The 21,439-nt window shown below is 48.5% G+C and carries 19 protein-coding genes and 2 tRNA genes; 9 read left to right on the top strand and 12 right to left on the bottom strand.

Annotation, left to right across the window (positions count from 1 at the left end):
* Positions 1–7: 7 nt before the first annotated feature.
* The 6 genes from ACR9EC_RS01620 to cofE form a co-directional block, all read right to left on the bottom strand.
* Positions 8–1,081: a hypothetical protein gene (locus ACR9EC_RS01620; protein WP_435299781.1), complete on the bottom strand. Its 1,074-nt coding sequence runs from the start codon at positions 1,079–1,081 to the stop codon at positions 8–10.
* Positions 1,078–1,680: an ATP-binding cassette domain-containing protein gene (locus ACR9EC_RS01615; RefSeq protein ID WP_435299780.1), complete on the bottom strand. Its 603-nt coding sequence runs from the start codon at positions 1,678–1,680 to the stop codon at positions 1,078–1,080. Before ACR9EC_RS01615 ends, ACR9EC_RS01620 begins: the two co-directional genes overlap by 4 nt.
* Entirely contained in the window at positions 1,671–2,735 is a 1,065-nt protein-coding gene (locus tag ACR9EC_RS01610; protein WP_435299779.1) for a peptidoglycan-binding domain-containing protein, read from the bottom strand. Before ACR9EC_RS01610 ends, ACR9EC_RS01615 begins: the two co-directional genes overlap by 10 nt.
* Positions 2,728–3,360, bottom strand: a complete 633-nt coding sequence (locus tag ACR9EC_RS01605; protein ID WP_435299778.1) for a hypothetical protein — start codon at positions 3,358–3,360, stop codon at positions 2,728–2,730. Before ACR9EC_RS01605 ends, ACR9EC_RS01610 begins: the two co-directional genes overlap by 8 nt.
* 85 nt (positions 3,361–3,445) lie before the next feature.
* The gene (locus ACR9EC_RS01600) at positions 3,446–4,096 is read right to left on the bottom strand and encodes a hypothetical protein (protein ID WP_435299777.1); all 651 of its coding nucleotides are present in this window, start codon (positions 4,094–4,096) and stop codon (positions 3,446–3,448) included.
* A 131-nt stretch (positions 4,097–4,227) separates the two neighbouring features.
* Entirely contained in the window at positions 4,228–5,010 is a 783-nt protein-coding gene (cofE, locus tag ACR9EC_RS01595) for a coenzyme F420-0:L-glutamate ligase (RefSeq protein WP_435299776.1), read from the bottom strand.
* Positions 5,011–5,125: 115 nt separating this feature from the next.
* Here cofE and valS point away from each other — a divergent pair, with 115 nt between their 5' ends.
* The 5 genes from valS (at position 5,126) to ACR9EC_RS01570 (ending at position 12,382) form a co-directional block, all read left to right on the top strand.
* Entirely contained in the window at positions 5,126–7,843 is a 2,718-nt protein-coding gene (gene valS / locus ACR9EC_RS01590) for a valine--tRNA ligase (protein WP_435299775.1), read from the top strand.
* A 148-nt stretch (positions 7,844–7,991) separates the two neighbouring features.
* Entirely contained in the window at positions 7,992–9,806 is a 1,815-nt protein-coding gene (locus tag ACR9EC_RS01585; RefSeq protein ID WP_435299774.1) for an AMP-dependent synthetase/ligase, read from the top strand.
* 202 nt (positions 9,807–10,008) lie between these two features.
* On the top strand, positions 10,009–10,791 hold the full coding sequence (locus ACR9EC_RS01580) for a transporter substrate-binding domain-containing protein (RefSeq protein ID WP_435299773.1): 783 nt from the start codon (positions 10,009–10,011) through the stop codon (positions 10,789–10,791).
* A gap of 50 nt (positions 10,792–10,841) precedes the next feature.
* Complete coding sequence (locus ACR9EC_RS01575) at positions 10,842–11,630, top strand: amino acid ABC transporter permease (RefSeq protein ID WP_435299772.1); 789 nt, start codon at positions 10,842–10,844, stop codon at positions 11,628–11,630.
* Entirely contained in the window at positions 11,627–12,382 is a 756-nt protein-coding gene (locus ACR9EC_RS01570; protein WP_435299771.1) for an amino acid ABC transporter ATP-binding protein, read from the top strand. Before ACR9EC_RS01575 ends, ACR9EC_RS01570 begins: the two co-directional genes overlap by 4 nt.
* Before the next feature lie 98 nt (positions 12,383–12,480).
* Here ACR9EC_RS01570 and ACR9EC_RS01565 read toward each other — a convergent pair whose 3' ends face one another.
* The 5 genes from ACR9EC_RS01565 to tig form a co-directional block, all read right to left on the bottom strand.
* Positions 12,481–12,846 carry a chorismate mutase gene (locus ACR9EC_RS01565; protein ID WP_435299770.1) on the bottom strand — a complete coding sequence of 122 codons (366 nt, stop codon included), beginning with the start codon at positions 12,844–12,846 and terminating at the stop codon, positions 12,481–12,483.
* Between the two features lie 5 nt (positions 12,847–12,851).
* Positions 12,852–14,135, bottom strand: coding sequence for an ATP-dependent Clp protease ATP-binding subunit ClpX (gene clpX, locus ACR9EC_RS01560; RefSeq protein ID WP_435299769.1), 1,284 nt, complete (start codon positions 14,133–14,135; stop codon positions 12,852–12,854).
* Between the two features lie 150 nt (positions 14,136–14,285).
* Positions 14,286–14,987 carry an ATP-dependent Clp protease proteolytic subunit gene (locus ACR9EC_RS01555; RefSeq protein ID WP_435299768.1) on the bottom strand — a complete coding sequence of 234 codons (702 nt, stop codon included), beginning with the start codon at positions 14,985–14,987 and terminating at the stop codon, positions 14,286–14,288.
* A 28-nt stretch (positions 14,988–15,015) separates the two neighbouring features.
* Positions 15,016–15,633: an ATP-dependent Clp protease proteolytic subunit gene (locus tag ACR9EC_RS01550; protein WP_435299767.1), complete on the bottom strand. Its 618-nt coding sequence runs from the start codon at positions 15,631–15,633 to the stop codon at positions 15,016–15,018.
* A 219-nt stretch (positions 15,634–15,852) separates the two neighbouring features.
* Entirely contained in the window at positions 15,853–17,190 is a 1,338-nt protein-coding gene (tig, locus tag ACR9EC_RS01545; protein WP_435299766.1) for a trigger factor, read from the bottom strand.
* Positions 17,191–17,549: 359 nt separating this feature from the next.
* Here tig and ACR9EC_RS01540 point away from each other — a divergent pair, with 359 nt between their 5' ends.
* Positions 17,550–18,560 carry an ABC transporter ATP-binding protein gene (locus ACR9EC_RS01540; RefSeq protein ID WP_435300583.1) on the top strand — a complete coding sequence of 337 codons (1,011 nt, stop codon included), beginning with the start codon at positions 17,550–17,552 and terminating at the stop codon, positions 18,558–18,560.
* Positions 18,557–19,390, top strand: coding sequence for an ABC transporter permease subunit (locus ACR9EC_RS01535; RefSeq protein WP_435299765.1), 834 nt, complete (start codon positions 18,557–18,559; stop codon positions 19,388–19,390). Before ACR9EC_RS01540 ends, ACR9EC_RS01535 begins: the two co-directional genes overlap by 4 nt.
* A 99-nt stretch (positions 19,391–19,489) precedes the next feature.
* Here ACR9EC_RS01535 and ACR9EC_RS01530 read toward each other — a convergent pair.
* Positions 19,490–19,563: transfer RNA gene (locus ACR9EC_RS01530), tRNA-Gly, on the bottom strand.
* 275 nt (positions 19,564–19,838) lie between these two features.
* On the opposite strand from ACR9EC_RS01530, the gene ACR9EC_RS01525 reads away from it, so the two are divergent.
* Together ACR9EC_RS01525 and cysK are read left to right on the top strand one after the other, a co-directional pair.
* A tRNA-Pro gene (locus tag ACR9EC_RS01525) sits at positions 19,839–19,912 on the top strand.
* Between the two features lie 588 nt (positions 19,913–20,500).
* The gene (cysK, locus tag ACR9EC_RS01520) at positions 20,501–21,436 is read left to right on the top strand and encodes a cysteine synthase A (RefSeq protein ID WP_435299764.1); all 936 of its coding nucleotides are present in this window, start codon (positions 20,501–20,503) and stop codon (positions 21,434–21,436) included.
* The last annotated feature ends 3 nt before the right edge of the window (positions 21,437–21,439 follow it).

Below are 21,439 nucleotides of genomic sequence, written 5' to 3'. Positions count from 1 at the left end.
ATAGTTTTTAGCGGTCTTTTGACCATGCTTGCATCTTCATCGCCGAGAATGTTCCAGCTGCGACCAAAACCCCAAATAAAGCACACAACGCAATGGCAGGCCCATGAATAAGAGTTTCTGTTATTAAAAATGTCGTTTCCTCAGTAGTAACATTTTTGTTAACAGAGATAAGTGTTATTACGATACCAGCAACACTTCCTGGAATAATCCATAAAGCGGATTCTATAACGATCTGCACTAATTGATTTAAACGACTTTGGCCTAGATGTTGAGCGACAGAAAATTCTATTTTTCTTGATCGTAATAACAAAAATCCAAGGACTCCAGCGAAAATAGCGGCACCGTAAATGAAATAAATTGAATCTCTAGAATGCAAAAGTTTTTCGGTGCTTTTTGAAGGCCCTAAACTTGAGTTTAGTACGCCAAATTCTGGCTGGTCTTCAGTGTTCGCTGAAATTATTACCGTCTGTGCAAGGCTTTCTAGCAGATGATTCGAAGGCCACACAGTATACAAGCATTGATTAAATGTGCCTTCTGCGGGGACTGGTGTTAACGCTGTCGACGATAGAGAGGTGTCCCTTCCATCATCTGGATATCTGAATATTCCAGTAATTTTTGTTTTTTGTGCAGCAACAGAAACTTCGTCGTTTACTTCTGCATAAATTTGGTTAGCAAGGAGACTCGATAATAAAACCCCATTCCCTACATCAGTTCCTGTTCCTCCAAAAAGTTTTAATGGTTGACCATTGTATTCGTGTAAAGCAGGTGTCGTGTTGGGCAAAGTGTCGAGCTTAAATCGTTCGGGAACAGAACGTAAAGCGACAGAACCTTGCACACCTTGCAAGTGCCCTAAAGCTGCACACCGCTTAGCATCAATGTTTCCTGTCTGCGTAACGACGACAGTTGCAGCACCAGATTGAACAAACGCAGTTTGATCATCAAAAATTTTCTTGGCTTGTGATCCGTGCAAAAACATACTCGTTGTCGTTAAAACAGCAAGACAGATCAAACCAATTAATGCTCTAGACGTACCGGTAACAAGGTTGCGCCAACTTTCACTCCATACGTGTTTCAACTTCATTGTTGTGCACCTAGATCTAGCAAACCATCACATTGTTCTCGTAATATCGAATCGTGTGTTGCAAGAACAACGATTCTATGCGGAGAGATTAATTCCCGTATAACTTTTCTAACAGTTTGTGCTGTTGTCGGATCAAGTTGCGCCGTTGGCTCATCAACGAGTAAGACGTCGAACTCGGTGGCGGCTGCTCGTGCAAAACATAGTCGCTGCGCTTCACCACCGGATAGGTGCCGAAACTCTCGACCTGAAACATTACTTAAATCAAATTTTTTCAGTAATTCGTGACCAATTTGTTCAGCTTTACCGCGCTCCACTTTTTGCAATAATTGAGGAAATACAACATGGTCTAATGCGGTTCGTCGAGGAACCCCAATCGGGTTTTGTGGAATCCAACCGATCTGACGAATATTTTTTTGAGTCACGGTTCCTGACTGTGGTTTACGCATGCCACTTAAAATTGCCATAAGTGTGCTTTTACCTGACCCTGACGGGCCAACTAGCCCGTTCAACTCTCCGGCATTGAATTCGTAGTTAAGATTATGGAAGAGTTTCGGTTGGTTAGGAAAACTATGCGTAAGGCTTTCTATCCTTAATTGCATCGAATGTCCTGCGGCGCTCTTAGCAATATGCTTGTGGGCTGAAGAGCATCCGTGAATTCCACGTAGGTGAGCCCTAGCGTTGAGGCAAGGACACTCACAGGATACGTTTGTGTTCCGTCACTCACACACCCTTGCCCATTTTGAAGAGCCCCTATCGCCATGGGCGGCACAGGTGCAACATCTTTTGGTGTTACTAGTTCGTATGTTGCCTCAACTGTTAGTGGTTTTGATTCGTCCCCCGCTTCAGCATGCATGTGTACTGCCTGCTGCACTGCGGAGAAGGAGAGGATCTCGTTTAAGAGTTTCTTCTTTGTTTCCTTATTTTTGGAAAAAATTACTTCATCTTGATCAAAGACAAGACGACGTTGTCCTTCAATAAGGTCTGACATTTCTGGAATTTCAGCAGATGCTGGTTCTGCTTTTAAAGTTGCGATTACTTGCGTTGCGCTGATAGTGCTGCCGACGCTTGTTTTACATTCTGAAATTTTTGCTGGCAGGTGAGAAACCCACAGATAGTCTGCCCGCAAGAAAGATCCTTGTACGATTCCTTTCGTTTCAGGAATTTTTTTATCAGTTTTTAGTTGAGCCATAGCAGCTCGTGTTCGCTGACCAAAGTATCCTGTTTTTTCTATTGCATACCCTTGTTCAATGAGCATCTCTTGTAGGGCTTCAACATCAGAACCTTTTTCTCCGCCAACAAGGTCTCTATAAAATGGGGTTTCAGAGACAAGAAGAGTTTTCTTTTTGCCATCTATGACAACTGGAGATTCCCAAGGTTCCCATTCTCCACCAGGTGCACAAGTAAACTGCGTTACCAACCCGTCGTCTTCGACTGTAACGTTTTGCGCGCTTCCTGTTTTTAGGGTAACTGTAACTTTTCGCGCATCTGCATATGGAAGAACGTCTATCGGATAAGTATCTGCGTTATTTGTTTTTAATGGGCTTTCTTTATATTCTCCGTTGAACGTGAGAAAGAACGCACCTGCTGCTCCAGCAGTTGCTGCGCATATCGCCGTAAATATTACGGCTTTTACTGAATTAGATCGGCTACTCATAGAGATAAAAAGATGGGTTCGATTCGCATAATGAAAATTTGGGATTATCGACTATTTTTTGAGTCACAGGATCAACGCTTTTTTGTACGTCTTCCTCTGAGTCATTATATGTTTGCGTTTTTTCATCAAAGATCACTTCTATTGAAATCAGATCATTAATGTAAGCTAAGTCTTGTGTAGTAAATGGAGACCGCACTACATCATTTTCAAGCAAACATTTAACGGTCAATTCATCATACGGAACCCGCTCCGGGTTTATTGTTTGATCATTATAGATCGCAGCAATATGTTCTATAGTCTCTGGAGCGCATACCGGATAGATTCGATTATCATAATCATCATGATCGCTATAGGTGATGTATTGGTATATACCATAACTTTCTTCTAACTCGACTTCCCCTCCCTGTTCGCGCACACAGTCAGAGAATCTTTGGTGTGCTTCATCGTATTCAGATTTAGTTATCTTGTTATCCTCTAAAACGCTTTTTTGGAAACTAGATAGGTTTGCTTCTTTTGCTCGTTGATAAAAATCAGAGTATGGATTATCTTGCGATTCTTTTTCGAGACTTGAAAGAGAACACGACGAAAGAACAAAAATGGACAAGAGGAGAAAAACATTTCGCAATTATGACTCCATAACTCCTGATGTGTACGACTGAGCGATCTGGCTTCCTTGCCAAGGTTTAATCAAGAACAGGTCTGCTACTACTTCAATCCAGTTTATGAAAAGAGGGGTTGGAAAGACAAGAAATATAGTCCGGATTTTCAGTTATTTCTTCGATCATAGGATCTATAGATCCATCTTCAGAAACTGCTATATCGTTATTTTTCGAAACTGAACTAGATGAATTTTGCACATATTCGAAGTCGTTGATAGTGAAAGGATCTGAAACAACATTGTTTTCTAAAAGACATTCGATTATGACCTCTTCGATAGGTTTCCGCTCTGGGTTAGAGAGCTGCGCATTATAGATCCCTGCAATATGTGCAACAGTACCGGGTTCGCATTCTGGAAAAATACGCTGGTCATAGTCATCGATATCACTATGTATAGTATAGGTGTATCGCCCATAAACTTCTTCTAATTCTACAGACCCTCCTTTTTCTTCAACACAAGAAAGAAACCTTTGATGAGCTTCATCATATTCAGTTTTTGAAATTTCATTATCTCCTAAAACAGCTTTTTGAAATTCTGATAAAGGAGACTGATTAGCTGCTTCATACATGTCAATGTATAAATTTTCGTGTGACACTTCGTCGATTTTCCCATCAGAACACGAAGCAACAAGAAAAGAAGTAAGAATTAAAACAAAAACTCTCATCACTTGTGACTCTCGTTTAAATCGGTGAGAAAGTGCCACGCACCTTAACCTTCCCCGCTGTTAGCTGTCCCGAATTATAAAAATGTCATTTTTACATTTTTTGGACTTATTAGATGAAAGATACCACTCTAGGATTCATTTTTAATGGGGAGTTCTCACGATAGCTACACTCATGTAGTTTTTTTAATGAAACTTTTTGGCAGATTACCCATACGCTGGCCATACTCTGTGGCTTCAGCGGTGCCCATAGAGAACAGATCATTTTCTCCTAATCGCACGAGAGAACGTGCGCCCGGACCGTCAACTGTTATAGGCAACACACACTCGGCTTTCCCGGTAATAACAGCCAGTGGCCGCCCCGAGGTTTTTCCTTTCACCAGTTCAGCCGCGCATACAAGTTCGTCTGCTAAAGCTGTTGCGGTTACAGTTAGTTGCTGTCCAAAGGTGTCTTGCTGTCCGCGATAGTCCTCTAACGGCAGTATTCCGGCGCAACCGATTGCGATTTCAGTTAAGCCGTCACGCCACGGGCGCCCCGCAGAATCTGAAATAAGTACGGCAATGTTTCGGCCAGTCCGTTCATAAATACTGGAACGGATGCTACGAGCAGTTTCGTCTGGGTTTTCTGGTAGTAAAAGAACTTTTCCTGCGGGAACATTACTTGCGTCCACGCCAGCGGCAGCCATCACAAGGCCCAACTTGTTTTCCACGATGCGCAAGGGTGGCCCGTTCGGTCGCGATCGTTGCGCAACAATCCGCACTGTTTCTTGGGTGATTGCATCTTCGCGGTCATGAGCGTCAACAAGTCGGCCTTCTGCTTTCGACACTATTTTCGACGTCACGCATACGATGTCCCCGTTTTCAAGATGCGGGCAGTAGTTAAGAATAAGGTCGGCAAGACTATCGCCAGGCATAACTTCGCCTATGCCCTCTGGAGACCAGACACTAAATTTCATAAATTTTTCTTTTCGTATGTCATGACGAGCTTCTCAACAATTCTTATCAGCAAACGTCGAATGCCACATGGAACGGTGTAAAAACGCGGCATTGGATGTGAAAGAATATGGGATTATGAGTGCCTTTGAAGAATCAGCTTCCTCCGCCAACTCACGTCCTGATGCTGCTCCCGTTCGTGCAACGGTCCGTAGTGTGCCAGACAAAGTGAGTTTGGATGGCCTTGAGGATGCTTGGAACACCACGTGGGACGAGAACAAGACCTACGCCTTTAACGATGACACTGCCCGCGAGCAGGTCTACTCGATCGACACCCCACCGCCCACGGTGTCGGGGTCACTTCACGTGGGGCACGTGTTTTCTTACACTCACACAGATGTCGTCGCGCGTTATAAGCGTATGCAGGGCATGAATGTTTTCTACCCTATGGGGTGGGACGACAACGGCTTGCCTACTGAGCGTCGCGTTCAAAATTATTACGGGGTGCGTTGCGACACTTCCCTGCCTTACGTGGAAGGGTATGAGCCACCTTTCCAAGGTGCAGAAGGAAAATCTGTCAAAGCAGCCGACCAACAGCCTATCTCTCGTAAAAACTTTGTCGAGTTGTGCGAACGCCTAACCGCTGAAGACGAAAAGCAGTTTGAGGCGTTGTGGCGTCACCTTGGCTTGTCAGTTGACTGGAACCGCACCTATCAAACGATTGGTAAAGAAGCTCAAGCAGTCGCACAGACTGCTTTCTTGCGGAACCTTACTCGCGGAGAGGCTTACCAAGCCGAAGCTCCAGGACTGTGGGATGTCACTTTCCAAACAGCAGTAGCTCAGGCAGAACTTGAAGCACGCGATTACCCGGGGCACTTCCACAAAGTTGCTTTCCACAAAGCTGACGGTTCTGGTGCTGTACACATCGAGACGACTCGTCCAGAGCTCCTCGCCGCCTGTGTTGCCCTCATCGCGCACCCCGACGACGAGCGCTACCAAGATCTTTTTGGCACGACTGTTACTTCACCTCTCTTTAACGTTGAGGTCCCTGTTCTTGCACACCCTGCCGCTGAGAAAGACAAGGGTGCAGGAATCGCTATGTGCTGTACCTTCGGTGACCTTACCGACGTGCAGTGGTGGCGTGAACTTCAACTACCAACACGATCAATTATTCGTCGTGATGGCCGAGTTATTGCTGAAACCCCTGACTGGATTACAGATCCTCGCGGAATTGCACTCTACGAAAGCATCGCGAACAAGACAACGTTCTCTGCTCGCACTGCTGTCGTAGATGCCTTGCGTGAATCTGGTGATCTTGAAGGCGAACCAGTTGCGACTCAACGTAAAGCTAACTTCTTCGAAAAGGGCGACAAGCCACTAGAAATCGTCACGTCACGCCAGTGGTACATCCGCAATGGTGGACGCGAATGGGGTCAGCGTCCGCTACGCGACGAACTGTTAGCCCGTGGTGAAGAACTGGACTTCAACCCTGACTTCATGAAGGTGCGTTATTCCAACTGGGTTGGCGGACTTAACGGAGACTGGCTTATTTCTCGCCAACGCTTCTTCGGTGTTCCTTTCCCTGTGTGGTACGCAGTAGATGCTGATGGTGAACCACAATACGATCAGCCGATCGTTCCAGATGAGTCTTTGCTGCCAGTTGATCCTTCCACTGACGTCCCTGCCGGTTATTCTGCTGACCAGCGTGGTGTTGCTGGCGGTTTCGTTGGCGACCCAGACATCATGGACACGTGGGCGACTTCGTCCCTGTCTCCTCAGATCGCTGGTGGTTGGCTGTCGAATCCTGATCTTTTCGATCGCGTGTTCCCAATGGATCTGCGTCCACAAGGTCAAGATATTATTCGTACGTGGCTGTTCTCCACTGTCGTGCGTTCTCACCTTGAGCATGGTTCACTGCCGTGGAAGCATGCTGCTATTTCGGGGTGGATTCTTGACCCTGACCGTAAAAAAATGTCGAAGTCTAAAGGCAACGTTGTTACCCCAATGGGCCTTTTGGAAGAGCACGGATCGGATGCTGTTCGTTACTGGGCTGCTTCGGCTCGTCTGGGAACTGACGCTGCGTTTGAGATTGGGCAGATGAAGATTGGTCGTCGTTTGGCGATCAAGATCCTTAACGCATCCAAGTTCGCGTTGTCTTTCGCAACGGATGGCGACATCGTTCTTGATCCTGCACTGGTCACGGCAGAAATCGACCGCGCGATGCTTGCAGGCCTTGCTGATGTAGTTGATAAAGCCACCGCCGCACTTGAAGCGTACGACCACACTCGTGCGCTAGAACTTGCTGAATCGTTCTTCTGGGCATTCTGCGACGACTACCTTGAACTTGTGAAAGATCGCGCATATGCGGATGGTGCTGAAGTGCCGGGCGCTGATGCAGTTTCTGCACGCACCTCTCTCGCATTAGCTCTTGACACGTTGCTTCGCCTGTTTGCACCGGTCTTGCCATTTGCTACTGAAGAAGTGTGGTCGTGGTGGCGTGAAGGTTCAATTCACACTGCGCCATGGCCAACTTCAGCTGCATTACACGCTGCAGCAGGTACTGCGAACCCTACCGATTTGGATGCGGCAGGTTACGCACTCGCTGTACTGCGCAAAATCAAATCCGAGAATAAAGTTTCCATGAAAACCCCAATTCTTGCGGCTGAAATTGCGGTTCCTGTTGCTGCCCAGAATGCTGTGCGCCATGCGATGGCTGACGTGAAAGCGGCTGGCCGAGTTACAGGTGATGTTGTCATCGTTGATGCTCCTGCTGACGCTGATCTCAGCGCTCAGGGTGGAATCACTGTTCGCAGTTTCGAATTAGGTGAGCCTCCAGTTAAGGCTCCACGCAACTAACAATGAAGCGGTGGCAGGAGGTTTTCTCGTGCCACCGCTTTTTGTCCTAGAGAGTCCTAGAGACAAAAAACGCACCACCGTGTTGAATCGTATGTATTGATTCGACTATTTTCTGTTTGCCTTCGGGCACGCGCCCGAGGAGGGTGTCATGCAAGAGTTTTCTTCACCAAACCTTATTGACGTGCCACGTACGTCATCGATCAATGATCTTCTCGCTAAGCGTGTTGCCGAACTTGGCGATCAGACCCTTTTTGAGATTCAAAGCGGTTTAGGTGGCCATTGGGTTCCCGTTACTGCTCAAGAGTTTCAAAACCAAGTTTTTGATGTAGCTCGTGGCTTTATTGCTTCTGGTATTGAAGCAGGCGACACCATCGCAATTATGAGCCGCACTCGTTATGAGTGGACGTTGCTCGATTTTGCGGCGTGGGCTATTGGGGCGTTGCCTGTTCCCGTGTATGAGACGAGCAGCTCTTCGCAGGTGCAATGGATTTGCTCTGATTCGCAAGCCAAGTTAATTGTTGTTGAGAACTCTGGGCATGCTTCGGTTGTTGCTCAGGCACGTGAAGAACTCCCTGAATTGCGTGAGGTTCTTGTCCTTGACGACGACGCGATTACTACACTGCGTGAACGTGGTGAGCGCATTGATCTTGCCGAGATTGAACGACGTTCGGAAAATGTTCAGGCAGACGATTTAGCTACCGTTATTTATACGTCTGGAACAACCGGTCAGCCTAAAGGTGTTGAGTTAACGCACTGGAATTTCGTGTATTTGACGCGTAATGGTGTGAACGATTTGAGCGTAGTGTGCGGCCCGGGAACTCGAACATTGTTGTTCATGCCGCTTGCACACGTGTTTGCTCGTTTCATTCAGGTTGTTGCGCTTACTGGTGGCGCGGTACTTGGGCACACTCCTGATGCTAAGAACCTCATCCTCGATCTGCAGTCTTTCAAGCCGACGTTTTTGCTGGCTGTACCACGCGTTTTTGAGAAGGTGTATAACGCGGCGGAACAAAAGGCTGGGTCTGGGTTTAAGCTCAAGTTGTTCCGTTGGGCTGCAAAGGTCGCGATTCAGACGTCTCGTTCATGGGATTCAGACAAAGGTGCTTCTCTTGCGTTGAAGGTGCAATACAACCTTGCGTCGGTCCTGCTGTATAAGAAACTTCGTGCGACTCTTGGCGGCGCCGCTGAATACGCTATTTCTGGTGGAGCTCCGCTAGGTGAGCGCCTTGGACATTTCTTCCGCGGCATTGGGGTCACAGTGTTGGAAGGGTATGGGTTAACTGAGACCTGTGCTCCTACTGCTGTCAACCGGCCTCACCTTATTAAGATTGGCACTGTTGGTCCGCCGTTCCCTGGCACGTCGGTAAAAATTGATGCTGATGGGGAAATTCTTGTCAAAGGTGATCACGTATTCCGTGGTTACCGTGGGAATCCTGAAGCGACTGCGCAGGCTCTTGATGCGGATGGCTGGTTCCATACGGGTGATATTGGAACTCTTGACGAGGATGGTTACGTCAAGATTACGGGCCGTAAGAAGGAAATAATTGTTACCGCTGGTGGCAAGAATGTGGCACCAGCAATGCTTGAAGATCGTCTTCGTGGGCACCCCATTGTTTCTCAGGTAGTCGTAGTCGGCGATCAGCGTCCGTTCATTGGTGCACTTGTCACGTTGGATAAAGAGATGCTTCCGGGCTGGTTAAAGTCTCATGGTTTGCCTGCGATGGAGGTCTCTGAAGCTGCAGCAAATGTGAGTGTTTTAGCTGCGTTGGATCGTGCAGTTAACCGTGCGAATCAGGCTGTTTCGCGTGCGGAATCTATTCGTAAGATCAAGGTTTTGACGACTGATTTCACTGAGGTGAATGGGTATTTGACTCCTTCGTTGAAGGTGAAGCGGGCACTGGTTCTGCATGATTTTGTGCAGACTATCGATGACCTCTATGGGGACTCGTCGCCTACTGCGTAAATCTGCGAAAAGGCTGGGGTGGAGATACTGTTGGTATCTCCACCCCTCTTTTGTTCCTCAAAGTTAATGACAAAACGCATTATCACACATTGGCAAAAACGTGAGCCATAACTCACATCACGAAATAGCAATGCATAACTATGCATGGGTATGATTGTTTTTGTATTGATGCATGAATAGTTCTCACCCGAATTGAGGAACAATGTCCACCGTTACTAAGATCAGCACCGTGTCGGCTCTTATCGTAGGCGCACTCACATTAACCGCCTGCTCATCTAATAGCCCATCAACTGATGACGCTGGCCACTCACTAGTACAAGCAGGCACCTTAACGATCTGCACCAACGCACCATTCGAACCGTTTGAATACACAGACGAAGACGGTAACTTAACCGGTATCGACATTGACCTCACTAAACTAGCTGCTGAAGAACTCGGACTTGAATACGAAGCCATTCAATACGACTTCGACGCTATGGCTTCAGGCGCAGCTTTCGCCTCAAACAACTGTGATGTCTTAGCAACAGGGCTCACCATCACTGCAGCGCGTCAAGCAAAATTCGATTTTTCCACACCGTACTTTGACGCTAACCAAGGCGTTCTCGTATCAAATGGAACCGCCCTCACTTCACTCGCAGACCTCGCCGGGAAAAAGGTAGGAGCCCAAATCGATTCAACAGGAAAAACTGTTGGACAAGACGCAGGACTTGAAATCACCGAATTCCCTGAGGTCGGCTCCCTCATTCAAGCCGTATCAACAGGTCAAATCGACGCAGCAATCGCAGACATCGGTGTCTTGCAAAGCTACGTAAACGACGACCTCACCATTGCGTTCACGGAACAAACCGACGAGCAATACGGCTTCGGCGTCAAAAAGGGCAACACAAAACTCTTAGAAGCGCTCAACACCACCATCACGAACGCTAAAGAATCTGGCAAGTACGACGAGATCATCACAACACACGTAGGCGCTGCAGGTAACTAATGTCCTCTCTAGAATCACGTGCTTCCTCGACGAAACAGCACACAAAGCGAATGAGCCCCAAGCAAAGGGCGCGACTATCACAGGTCGTCCAATACGGGGTCTTGGTTGTCGTTGCCCTAGCAATCGCACTTGTTGCTGACTGGGAAAGAATCTCAACGAACCTGTTCAACGTCGAGGTTGCCGCTGATTTGCTTCCGCAAATCCCCCACGCATTTTTAAACACGCTCACATACACGGGGGCATCTTTTGCGGTTGCTTTAGTGCTTGGAATTTTGCTTGCACTTATGCGGTTGTCATCTGTTGGGTTATACCGGTGGCTGGCAACCGCATATGTAGAATTTTTCCGTGGCATTCCAGCCATGCTTGTTGTATTTTCCGTTGCTTTCGCGTTGCCGATAGCATTCAACGTGTCCATACCCTCGCTGACGGCAAAGGCCGCATTAGCTTTGGGTGTTGTCTCATCCGCGTACATTGCAGAAGTGCTACGAGCAGGCATTCAAGCAGTCCCTAATGGTCAAATTGAAGCTGCCAGATCTTTGGGTATGGGACACACGCGTGCCATGGTCACTATTGTGCTGCCCCAAGCCTTTCGCATTGTTTTACCTCCCATGACCAACGAGTTGATCTTGTTAACGAAAGATACTTCGCTCATCTTCCTCATGGGTATGACAGCATCCCAATTCGAACTCACTAAAATTGGTCGCGACGCACTCAACAGCGGTACAGGTGGCCTCACGGGACTCTTCGTTGTTGGCTTTGCGTACCTCTGCATAACGATTCCGTTGGGAATCCTTGCTCGTCACCTAGAAAAACGTTTTGGCGAAGGGAACCGCTCATGAGCACCCCAACAGTCGTATCTATTGTCGACCTCCACAAGTCCTATGGCGAGCGTGAAGTCCTCAAGGGAATCAACCTAGAGATCACTGCCGGCGAGGTCGTATGTGTTATCGGACCATCTGGTTCAGGAAAATCAACGCTGCTGCGTTGCGTGAATCAACTAGAAACAGCCACTTCTGGAACGATTCATATACACGACGACGAAATCACTGACGAAAACGTTGACATTGATGCTGTTCGCGCGCGCGTAGGAATGGTTTTTCAACAGTTCAATTTGTTCAGCCACATGTCGGTACTTGAAAACTGCACCGTTGCGCAACGTAAAGTTTTGGGTCGCAGTAAAGAAGAAGCCCACGAAATTGCTCTAAAAAACTTAGCGCATGTTGGCTTAGAAGACCGTGCACAGGCTCGCCCCTATGAGCTTTCTGGTGGACAACAACAACGTGTTGCGATTGCTCGTGCGTTATCGATGAATCCTGACATGATCCTTTTCGATGAGCCGACTTCAGCCCTTGATCCTGAGCTTGTTGGCGAAGTCCTGAAAGTAATGCGTGAATTGGCTGAAGAAGGTATGACGATGATGGTCGTCACTCACGAGATGGCTTTTGCCCGTGATGTCGCTGACCGTGTCATTTTCATGGATGGTGGAGTTATCGTCGAGGAAGGACCAGCGTCTCAGGTTATTACTTCCCCACAAGAGGAACGTACACAACAGTTCTTACAGCGTGTGTTAGATCCTACTCGCACAGACTAAGCACACTACATATGACAGGGCGGGCAATGCGTTGTAACGCATTGCCCGCCCTGTACTTTTAACTGGCCTTTAACTTATAAGACGTCTAGGCCAGCTCTTCATGAATATGTGTCCAGCGGACGTGTTTCGCCGTGCTCAGCTGCGATACGTTTGTGGTGACGGATCACTTCCGAAACAATGAATTCGCGGAATTGTTCAGCAAAGTGCGGATCTAAACCAGCGGCGTCTGCAATAGCAGTTAAGCGCACAATTTGCTGTTGTTCACGGTCTGGATCTGCGGGTGCTACTCCCCCAGTTGCTTTCAATTCACCAACACGGTGCGTGCATTTAAAGCGTTCTGCAAGTAAATGCATGAGTGCCGCATCAATGTTGTCGATGCTTGCACGCAACTTAAGAATTTCTTGGCGAATTTCTGGGTTTGCGGTAGGGTCGCTTGGCTGCGTTGATTCGTGCTCAGCGGACATAAAAACTATGCGCTCTTTTCTCGGGCTGGACCCTTTTTCGGTGATACTCGTGGAACGAGTGTGGGGTACACACTATTGAGAACGACTTCCCCAGTGATAACAACTTTTTCAACGTCATCACGAGAAGGTACCTCAAACATAATCTGTTGAAGAACTTCTTCCATGATAGAACGAAGCCCGCGTGCACCTGTGCCACGCAAGAGTGCTTGCTCTGCAATAGCGCGAACGGCATCTGGCGCAAATTCGAGTTCGACGCCATCGAGTTCAAACATTTTTTGGTATTGCTTGACGAGCGCGTTTCTTGGCTCAGTCAAAATGCTCATAAGCGCGTCAACGTCTAGCGGTGCAACGCTAGTAATCACCGGAACACGTCCAATGAATTCTGGGATCAGCCCGAATTTTTGCAAGTCCTCAGGCAACACATCAGCAAGGACATCGTGTCCTTCTTCTTTGATAGCTAAGGGTGCGCCAAAACCGATACCAGATTTTCCAGCACGTGACGTGATGATCTCTTCAAGGCCAGCAAAAGCTCCTGCCACAATGAACAGCACATTTGATGTGTCAATTGTGATGAATTCTTGGTGCGGATGCTTACGCCCACCCTGAGGTGGAACAGAGGCTGTTGTACCCTCAATGATTTTGAGCAATGCTTGTTGCACGCCTTCACCAGACACATCACGTGTAATAGAAGGGTTCTCCGCTTTACGAGCAATCTTGTCGATTTCGTCGATATAGATTATTCCCGTTTCAGCTTTTTTCACATCGAAGTCTGCTGCTTGGATGAGTTTAAGCAAAATATTTTCGACGTCTTCGCCAACATAACCGGCTTCGGTTAAGGCCGTTGCATCAGCGATTGCAAATGGAACATTAAGCAATTTCGCTAACGTTTGTGCAAGGTAGGTTTTTCCGCAACCTGTTGGCCCGATGAGCAGAATGTTCGATTTCGATATTTCAATATCGTCTTCTGTGGCCCCAACAGTTTTAGGTTCGTTTGCCGCAGTAATGCGCTTGTAGTGGTTGTAAACCGCAACAGCTAACGATTTTTTAGCATCATGCTGGCCAACAATGTATTGTTCGAGAAACTCGAAAATGTCACGCGGCTTAGGCAGTTCGCCAAGCCCCAATTCCACTGCTTCGTGGAATTCTTCTTCAATAATCTCATTGCACAACTCTATGCATTCAACACATATGTACACGCCCGGGCCTGCAATGAGTTTCTTAACCTGTTTTTGCGATTTGCCACAAAATGAGCATTTCAGCAGGTCTGCACCATCACCTAATCGAGTCATGGCTGCCTCCTTACAATTGCCCCAGAGGGCTACCACATATTTTTGACGAACTGTGCTTTAACCAATATTTCACATCACCGGTGTATTCCCTATTGACGACGCACCGATGATGTGAAATAGAATTCAAGACTTTGCTCGTTCGGTCAAGACCTACCGCTTAATAGTCTTTGCCTTACGGCTCTCAAGGACCTGGTCAACAAGACCATACGCTACCGATTCAGACGCAGAAAGAATCTTGTCACGCTCAATATCTGAGCGGATTTCTTCCACATCCTTACCAGTGTGCTCGGCCAGTGTGTCTTCAAGCCATGAACGCATACGTAAAATTTCGTTTGCGTGAATTTCAATGTCTGAAGCTTGAGCGTATCCCCCACCAGACAAACTTGGCTGGTGAATCAAAATACGCGAGTTAGGTAGAGCGAGACGCTTACCCGGTGCGCCAGCCGCCAACAACACTGCTGCGGACGACGCAGCCTGCCCGAGGCACACTGTTTGCACTTCAGAAGTGATGTACTGCATGGTGTCATAAATCGCTGTCATCGCGGTAAATGAGCCACCTGGCGAATTAATGTACAAAATGATGTCGCGGTTTGGTTCCTGGCTTTCCAGAACCAACAATTGCGCCATAACGTCATCAGCAGACGCATCATCAACTTGGACACCAAGGAAAATAATGCGGTCTTCAAACAGCTTTGTGTATGGGTCTTGTCGTTTGAAGCCGTACGCAGTGCGCTCCTCAAACTGTGGCAACACATAACGGGACGAAGGCGCACCAGCAGCAAAAGGCTGTCCACCATATGAAGGGCCCGCAAGACGCTTAGCGGTTGCCATGAACTGGGATTCAGTGCTCATGAATGTCTCCTGAAAATCTTAAAGGTGGTCAGGCTTTGTCTGCAGCGTCTGCAAGAGACCCAGCATTTGAAACAACGTGGTCAACAAACCCGTATTCCAGGGCCTCTGATGCAGTAAACCAGCGGTCTCGGTCAGAGTCACGGTTAATCTGTTCAACAGACTTGCCGGTTTGTTCCGCGATAAGTTCAGCCAACACACGCTTCATGTGCAAAATCAATTGTGCGTTGATCGCAATGTCCGTTGCAGTTCCACCGATACCACCAGAAGGCTGATGCATCATGACACGTGCATGTGGAGTAGCGAAACGCTTACCCTTCGCACCGGAAGACAACAAGAACTGCCCCATCGAAGCGGCCATACCCATAGCAACCGTTGCCACGTCCGGCTTGATGAACTGCATCGTGTCATAAATCGCCATACCAGCTGTGATAGAACCACCAGGCGAGTTGATGTACAAGAAAATGTCTTTGTCTGGGTCCTCAGCAGCGAGGAGAAGCATCTGGGCGCAAATCGCGTTTGCGTTCTCGTCCCTAACTTCAGAACCCAACCAAATGATGCGTTCCTTCAGCAACCGGTTGTAGATGCTGTCATTAAGTCCAAACCCCGTGGCTTCCTGCGTAGCCGCGATTGGCATCTGCTCGTTCACGCTGTCTCCCATCGATGTAACTGCGGTGAATACTGTCTCGACCTTAACGCGAAGAAGAAATGAAAAACTCCTTGAATTGGCGTGTTTCGCTCAAGGCGCACTGTAAGCGCCCAACACATGCAGACTCTCGCTTAGGGCGAACGAAAATATGCAAAAAATTAGGGAGCCACACAATGTGTGGCTCCCTAACTCAAACTTACGACAACAACGAACTAAAGTTTAGTTCTCTTGTTCTCCAGCAGTTGCTGCTGCTTCAACGATTGCCTCAGCGGCCGCGTCGTCCTCATCTGAACCGATGAATTCGGAAAGGTCGACGACGTTTCCGTCAGCGTCCTTAACCTCTACTTGACGCAAGGCAACAGCCAACGACTTCGAACGAGCAACCTCGCCAACCATCATCGGAATTTGACCCTGCTGGTCAAGCGCGGAAATGAACTGCTGTGGGTCCATTCCGTACTGACGTGATGCAGTAACGAGGTAGTCAAGAAGTTCCTGCTGAGAAACCTTGATTTCGAGCTTCTCTGCAAGAGTGTCCAGAATGATCTGGTTCTTGAGCGCCTTGTTTGTGTCTGCAACAACCTCGGTGCGGTGCTCGTCGTCTTCCGAACGGCCTTCAGACTCAAGGTGACGGTTCACCTCAGCGTCAACAACGCCCTGTGGAAGCGGGAACTCAACCTTGTTGAGTTCGTCAAGCAACAAGTCACGAGCAACAACAGCTTGGTTTGAAACTGCGTTGGACTGCGCTTGTTCACGAAGGTCAGCAGTGAGTTCTTCAAGAGTGTCGAACTCAGAAGCCATCTGAGCGAAATCGTCGTCAGCTTCAGGAAGTTCACGCTCTTTAACAGAAGTCGCAGTAACAGTGATGCTTGCTTCTTCACCAGCGCGCTCGCCACCAGCAAGTGGTGCAACAAAGGTTGTGGTTTCACCAGCGGAAAGGCCGGTAAGTGCCTCATCGAGGCCTTCAAGCATGTTTCCGGTACCGATCTCGTATGAGATTCCAGAAACGTTATCAACTTCTTCGTCACCGATCTTTGCAGACAAGTCGATAACTGCGAAGTCACCATTTGCTGCTGGGCGGTCTACACCGATAAGGGTTCCAAAACGTGCACGAAGAGCGTCAAGGCGGCCTTGAACGTCTTCGTCAGTTGCTTCTGCATTTGGAACTTCGAGGGTGATTCCCTCAAACGAAGGCAGCTCAAATTCTGGGCGAACCTCTACCTCTACGGTGAATTCGAGGTAGTCCTCTTCTTTATCTGCGATAGGAAGAGTTGTTACTTCAATGGTTGGCTGTCCGAGCGGACGCAAGTTCGCTTCAGCAATTGCGTCGCGGTAGAGGCCTGGAAGAGCCTCGTTAATTGCTTGCTCAAGAACTGCTACACGGCCCACTCGCTGGTCAACGATGCTCGCAGGCACCTTTCCCTTGCGGAAGCCTGGAACCGTGATCTCCTTAGCGATGTTCTCGTAGGCTCGCTCGATCGCAGGCTGGAGCTCAGCGGCCTCCACCTGGACGGTCAGCTTGGACTTGGTTGGGTCCAGAGTCTCGACGGTGCTCTTCACTTCGATGGTCTCCAACTTGGTTGTTTCCTTCTCTTCCGAGAAGGCGAATCATTTGTCTTGAGTCGCTGAGCTTCTTCCACGCATACGTCGTAACTCGATATTGAGTGTTTAACACAGCGAGAAGTGTCGTGGCGATCCAGAGTGCTTGCCTAACCCATACTTCGGACAAGGCTAACCGTTGAATCTTACGCCATAACAGGGGCTGCGGTCATAATATGCGGGCTGTGAGACGTAGCAATTTCACTGGTTTTTTACCATCACAGCAAGAGAACCCGATACACGGTTAAGAATCTCCCTTTAAACAATGAAATAAAAGGGGAAAGAAACTGTTGTCCCATTAAAGCGCTTCTGCTAATTTACTGTCGGTATCATGCGCGCTTGACACATACATAAAACATGCGCATCAGTACAATAAGGGGCATATCATCGGTGAATCATACACAACACACTCACCCAGTGGCACAAGTACGCTTATAGTCGAAGGCGCTACTAAACGTTATGGCGATAGGACAGCACTCGCAGATGTCAACCTAGCCATTCACTCCGGTGAAGTATTTGGCGTTTTAGGGCCAAACGGTGCAGGGAAAACAACACTCCTGCGCGCGGTCATGGGGTTAGTCAAACTCAGCGAAGGCAGCATTACCGTACTAGGTCACTCCCCAGGGAGCCGTCTTGCCTTAAAAAACAGCGGATGCTTAATAGAACGCCCCTCTTTTATCCCTAGACTCAGCGCGTACGACAATCTTCGAGTTTTGGCAGCGGCCAGAGGTTTACCCACCACACGCATCGGCGAAGTACTCGACATTGTTGGTTTAGCAGACCGAGCGAAAGACAGCTTCCGTTCCTATTCCCTTGGCATGGGTCAACGATTAGGAATCGCAGCAGCACTACTTGGCGCGCCGAAGCTCCTCATCCTTGACGAGCCCACAAGTGGTTTAGATCCAGACGGCGTAGTTGACGTTAGAACATTAGTGCGTGAACTTGCTGATCAAGGCGTTACTGTGGTGTTGTCGTCACACCTTTTAGACGAGGTAGAACGCACCTGCGACAGGGTTGCCCTTCTTAACTCTGGATCAGTTATTGCGCACGGCACCTTAGATACTCTTCGTGCAGCTTCTTCGCCACACACCAAGCTCGCTGTTGATGATGTTTCAGCAACTCAACACCTGCTCAGCACGTCTGGATATCGCGTTATAGCAGCCGACCACACGTTGGGTGAAGTCGATGTTGCTATCGCGAGTTCTGAGGTTTCGGAACTTGTACGCGAACTCGTAGCAGCTGGCATTGGCGTGACATCCGTGAAGCCGATACACAACGATTTAGAACATATTTTCTTTAACCTTGTACGAGAATCGGAAGTGGCACGATGAAAAACGCACTCGCATCAGAAATCATTCTGCTTCGTTCTCGACGAGTCCCAGTGATGATTGGAGCGTTGTGGGCGGTTCTTGTTGCAGTATTTGGGGTGTTAACCCCCTATCTTGTCTACGTCTCTTTACCGTCAACAACAGAGGACCTCGACGCTTTATATAACCTCGTGGTGCCGGCTTCTATCCCGCTGACGGTCCTTGGCTCTTATCCCATGTTCGGCGGCGCTGTCATGCTGATCTTGGGGGTTTTGATTGCCGGACCTGAATATCGCTGGGGTACGTGGACAGCCCGTTTTACCCAAGGCGCGAGCCGCAGCCAAGTCGTTGCAGCCAAAGCCACTGCGGGTTCAGTCACAGCGGCGGCTGCTGTACTTATAGCTTTTATCGCTGGGCTTTTGGTTTCTACGGTTATCACCATAATTGAGGGATCTTCGTGGTCTGCACCCGATCTCAGCAAAACAGTCTTGTCTCTTCTCGCTGGAACATTGATAAGTGTCGCGTGGGTGTGCATTGGGATGGCTCTCGCTATCATCTTTAAAGGCACGACAATGGCTCTCATCGTAGGTTTGCTGTGGGTGCTTGGCATCGAAAACATAGTCTCTGGGCTTGCTCAAATATTGCCGTGGCTCGAACCGATACGAGTTTTCCTGCCTGGTGTCGCTTCGGGTTCTATTGCTGCTGCGCTTGGCGTTGCAACACAAGATGCTGGGGGTACGCCAGGAGTTGCGGCAGTCACCAGCGGCTCTGTGGCCGTGCTTGTTTTGTGTTTCTATGCGGTGGCTGCTTTTGTTGTCGCGCGTGCGCTTGCTCAACGGCGCGATGTGTCATAAGTGTTTTCAGCATTAACAAAGAAGTCCAGTTTCGTAGTTTAAACGAAACTGGACTATCACTTGTTTATGAAGTTTTTGCAGGTCAACGTGTTGACTTACTGGAGCGGGCGACGAGAATCGAACTCGCGTCATTAGTTTGGAAGACTAAGGCTTTACCATTAAGCTACGCCCGCTTGACTCGATAAACTCTAACCAATTTTTCCTCTGATTCAAAATCGGAAGAAATTTTGTTGAATCTTATCGATTGCCTCCTCAGCTTCTCGCTGCGGCGACGAATAGAACTGTATCAGCATCCTGCCCCTAATTAGCAAATCGAAGCAGCAACCGCCCTATTTTCCTTAAAATTTTGCACACACATAACCCCGATTTCCGATTTTCACGTTTGGTGTACTAGTCTTTTCAGGTGTTCACAACGCTTCTGTGTCGCAGATAGCGTGCATGTACACATCGGGGTGTGGCGCAGGTTGGTAGCGCGTCCGCTTTGGGAGCGGAAGGTCGCAGGTTCAAATCCTGTCACCCCGACAAGTATGGCCCGTCAATACGTTGACGGGCCTTATTTTTATTTTCATACGGTTTCACGCCGAAACATACCCCCCTGAGCAGGGGCACGGATTCTCCGCGGCAACACACGGGCATCTCAAGATTCGAACATTCGTTAGACAACGGATGAAAACGATAGTTAACCTCTCAAGTAAGAATGTGGTCGTGTGTGATGAACACCAATTTGCAAAGCCATATACTTAAGCCATTATTGTTAAGCAGAAGCACAATCAGCTGCTCATACATAACTGATGCACGCTCACGCAGTGTGCTCATTCATTGCGAAAGGAAGCACGATGAACATCATTCAGTCATCGTCCGCCGCTTCCTTTAACGCGCCTGTTTTCTTCACTATCGCTTGTTGCTGTCTGTAGAGCATTACCGTTTTCGGTCTGCCTCGAACAGTAATGCTCTTTCCCTACCCGCAGGTTGTATCTGAACGGCAGTAGCTAGACATTCAGAGCACTACGCACACAAGCGATCAAATGTATTTTCTTCGATGATTTGGTCGAGAGCTACCTTGCGGGCACCTCACGTAAACACCACAAAATACTGCACGAAGGAAGAGTAATGTCCCGCATTTATGACGATGTCACCCAGGTCGTTGGAAACACCCCACTTGTCCGGTTAAACAAACTCACTGCCGGAACACACGCAACTGTTCTTGCAAAACTAGAGTTTTACAACCCTGCAAGCTCCGTCAAAGACCGCATCGGTGTAGCAATCGTTGACGCTGCAGAAGCAGCAGGCGTCCTCAAGCCAGGCGGCACAATCGTCGAAGCAACGTCAGGGAACACTGGTATTGCGCTCGCTATGGTTGGCGCTGCACGCGGCTACAACGTCGTCCTCACCATGCCTGAGACCATGTCCAAAGAGCGTCGTGCACTTCTGCGCGCTTTTGGTGCAGAGCTTATTTTGACTCCTGGATCAGGAGGCATGAAGGGCGCTGTTGAGGAAGCAAACAAGGTTGTTTCGGAGCGCGAGGGCGCGATCTTGGCACGCCAGTTCGCCAACGAAGCAAACCCTGCAATTCACCGTGCAACAACCGCTGAAGAAATCTGGAATGACACCGACGGCGGCGTTGACATCGTTGTTGCAGGTATCGGAACTGGTGGAACAATCACTGGTGTTGGTGAAGCGTTGAAAGAACGCAAGCCAGAAGTACAAATCATCGCGGTAGAACCAGAAGAGTCCCCAATTTTGAATGGTGGCCAGCCTGGCCCACACAAGATTCAAGGAATTGGTGCGAACTTCGTTCCAGAAATCTTGAACACAGAAATCTACGACGAAGTTATCGACGTCAACGCTGACACTGCAGTTGAGTTTGCTCGTCGTGCAGCAAAGGAAGAGGGCCTACTCGTTGGTATCTCTTCGGGTGCTGCGATTAATGCTGCACTGCAGGTTGCTGCACGCGAAGAGAACGCTGGAAAGACCATTGTTGTGATCATTCCTTCGTTCGGTGAGCGTTACCTGACTTCTGTGCTGTACGCAGACTTGCTCGACTAATCA

The sequence above is a fragment of the Timonella sp. A28 genome, assembly GCF_051200815.1.
GTDB lineage: Bacteria > Actinomycetota > Actinomycetes > Actinomycetales > Cellulomonadaceae > Timonella.
The sequence above is the reverse complement of the archived record's forward strand: the minus strand, read 5'-3'. Positions and strand labels throughout refer to the sequence as shown.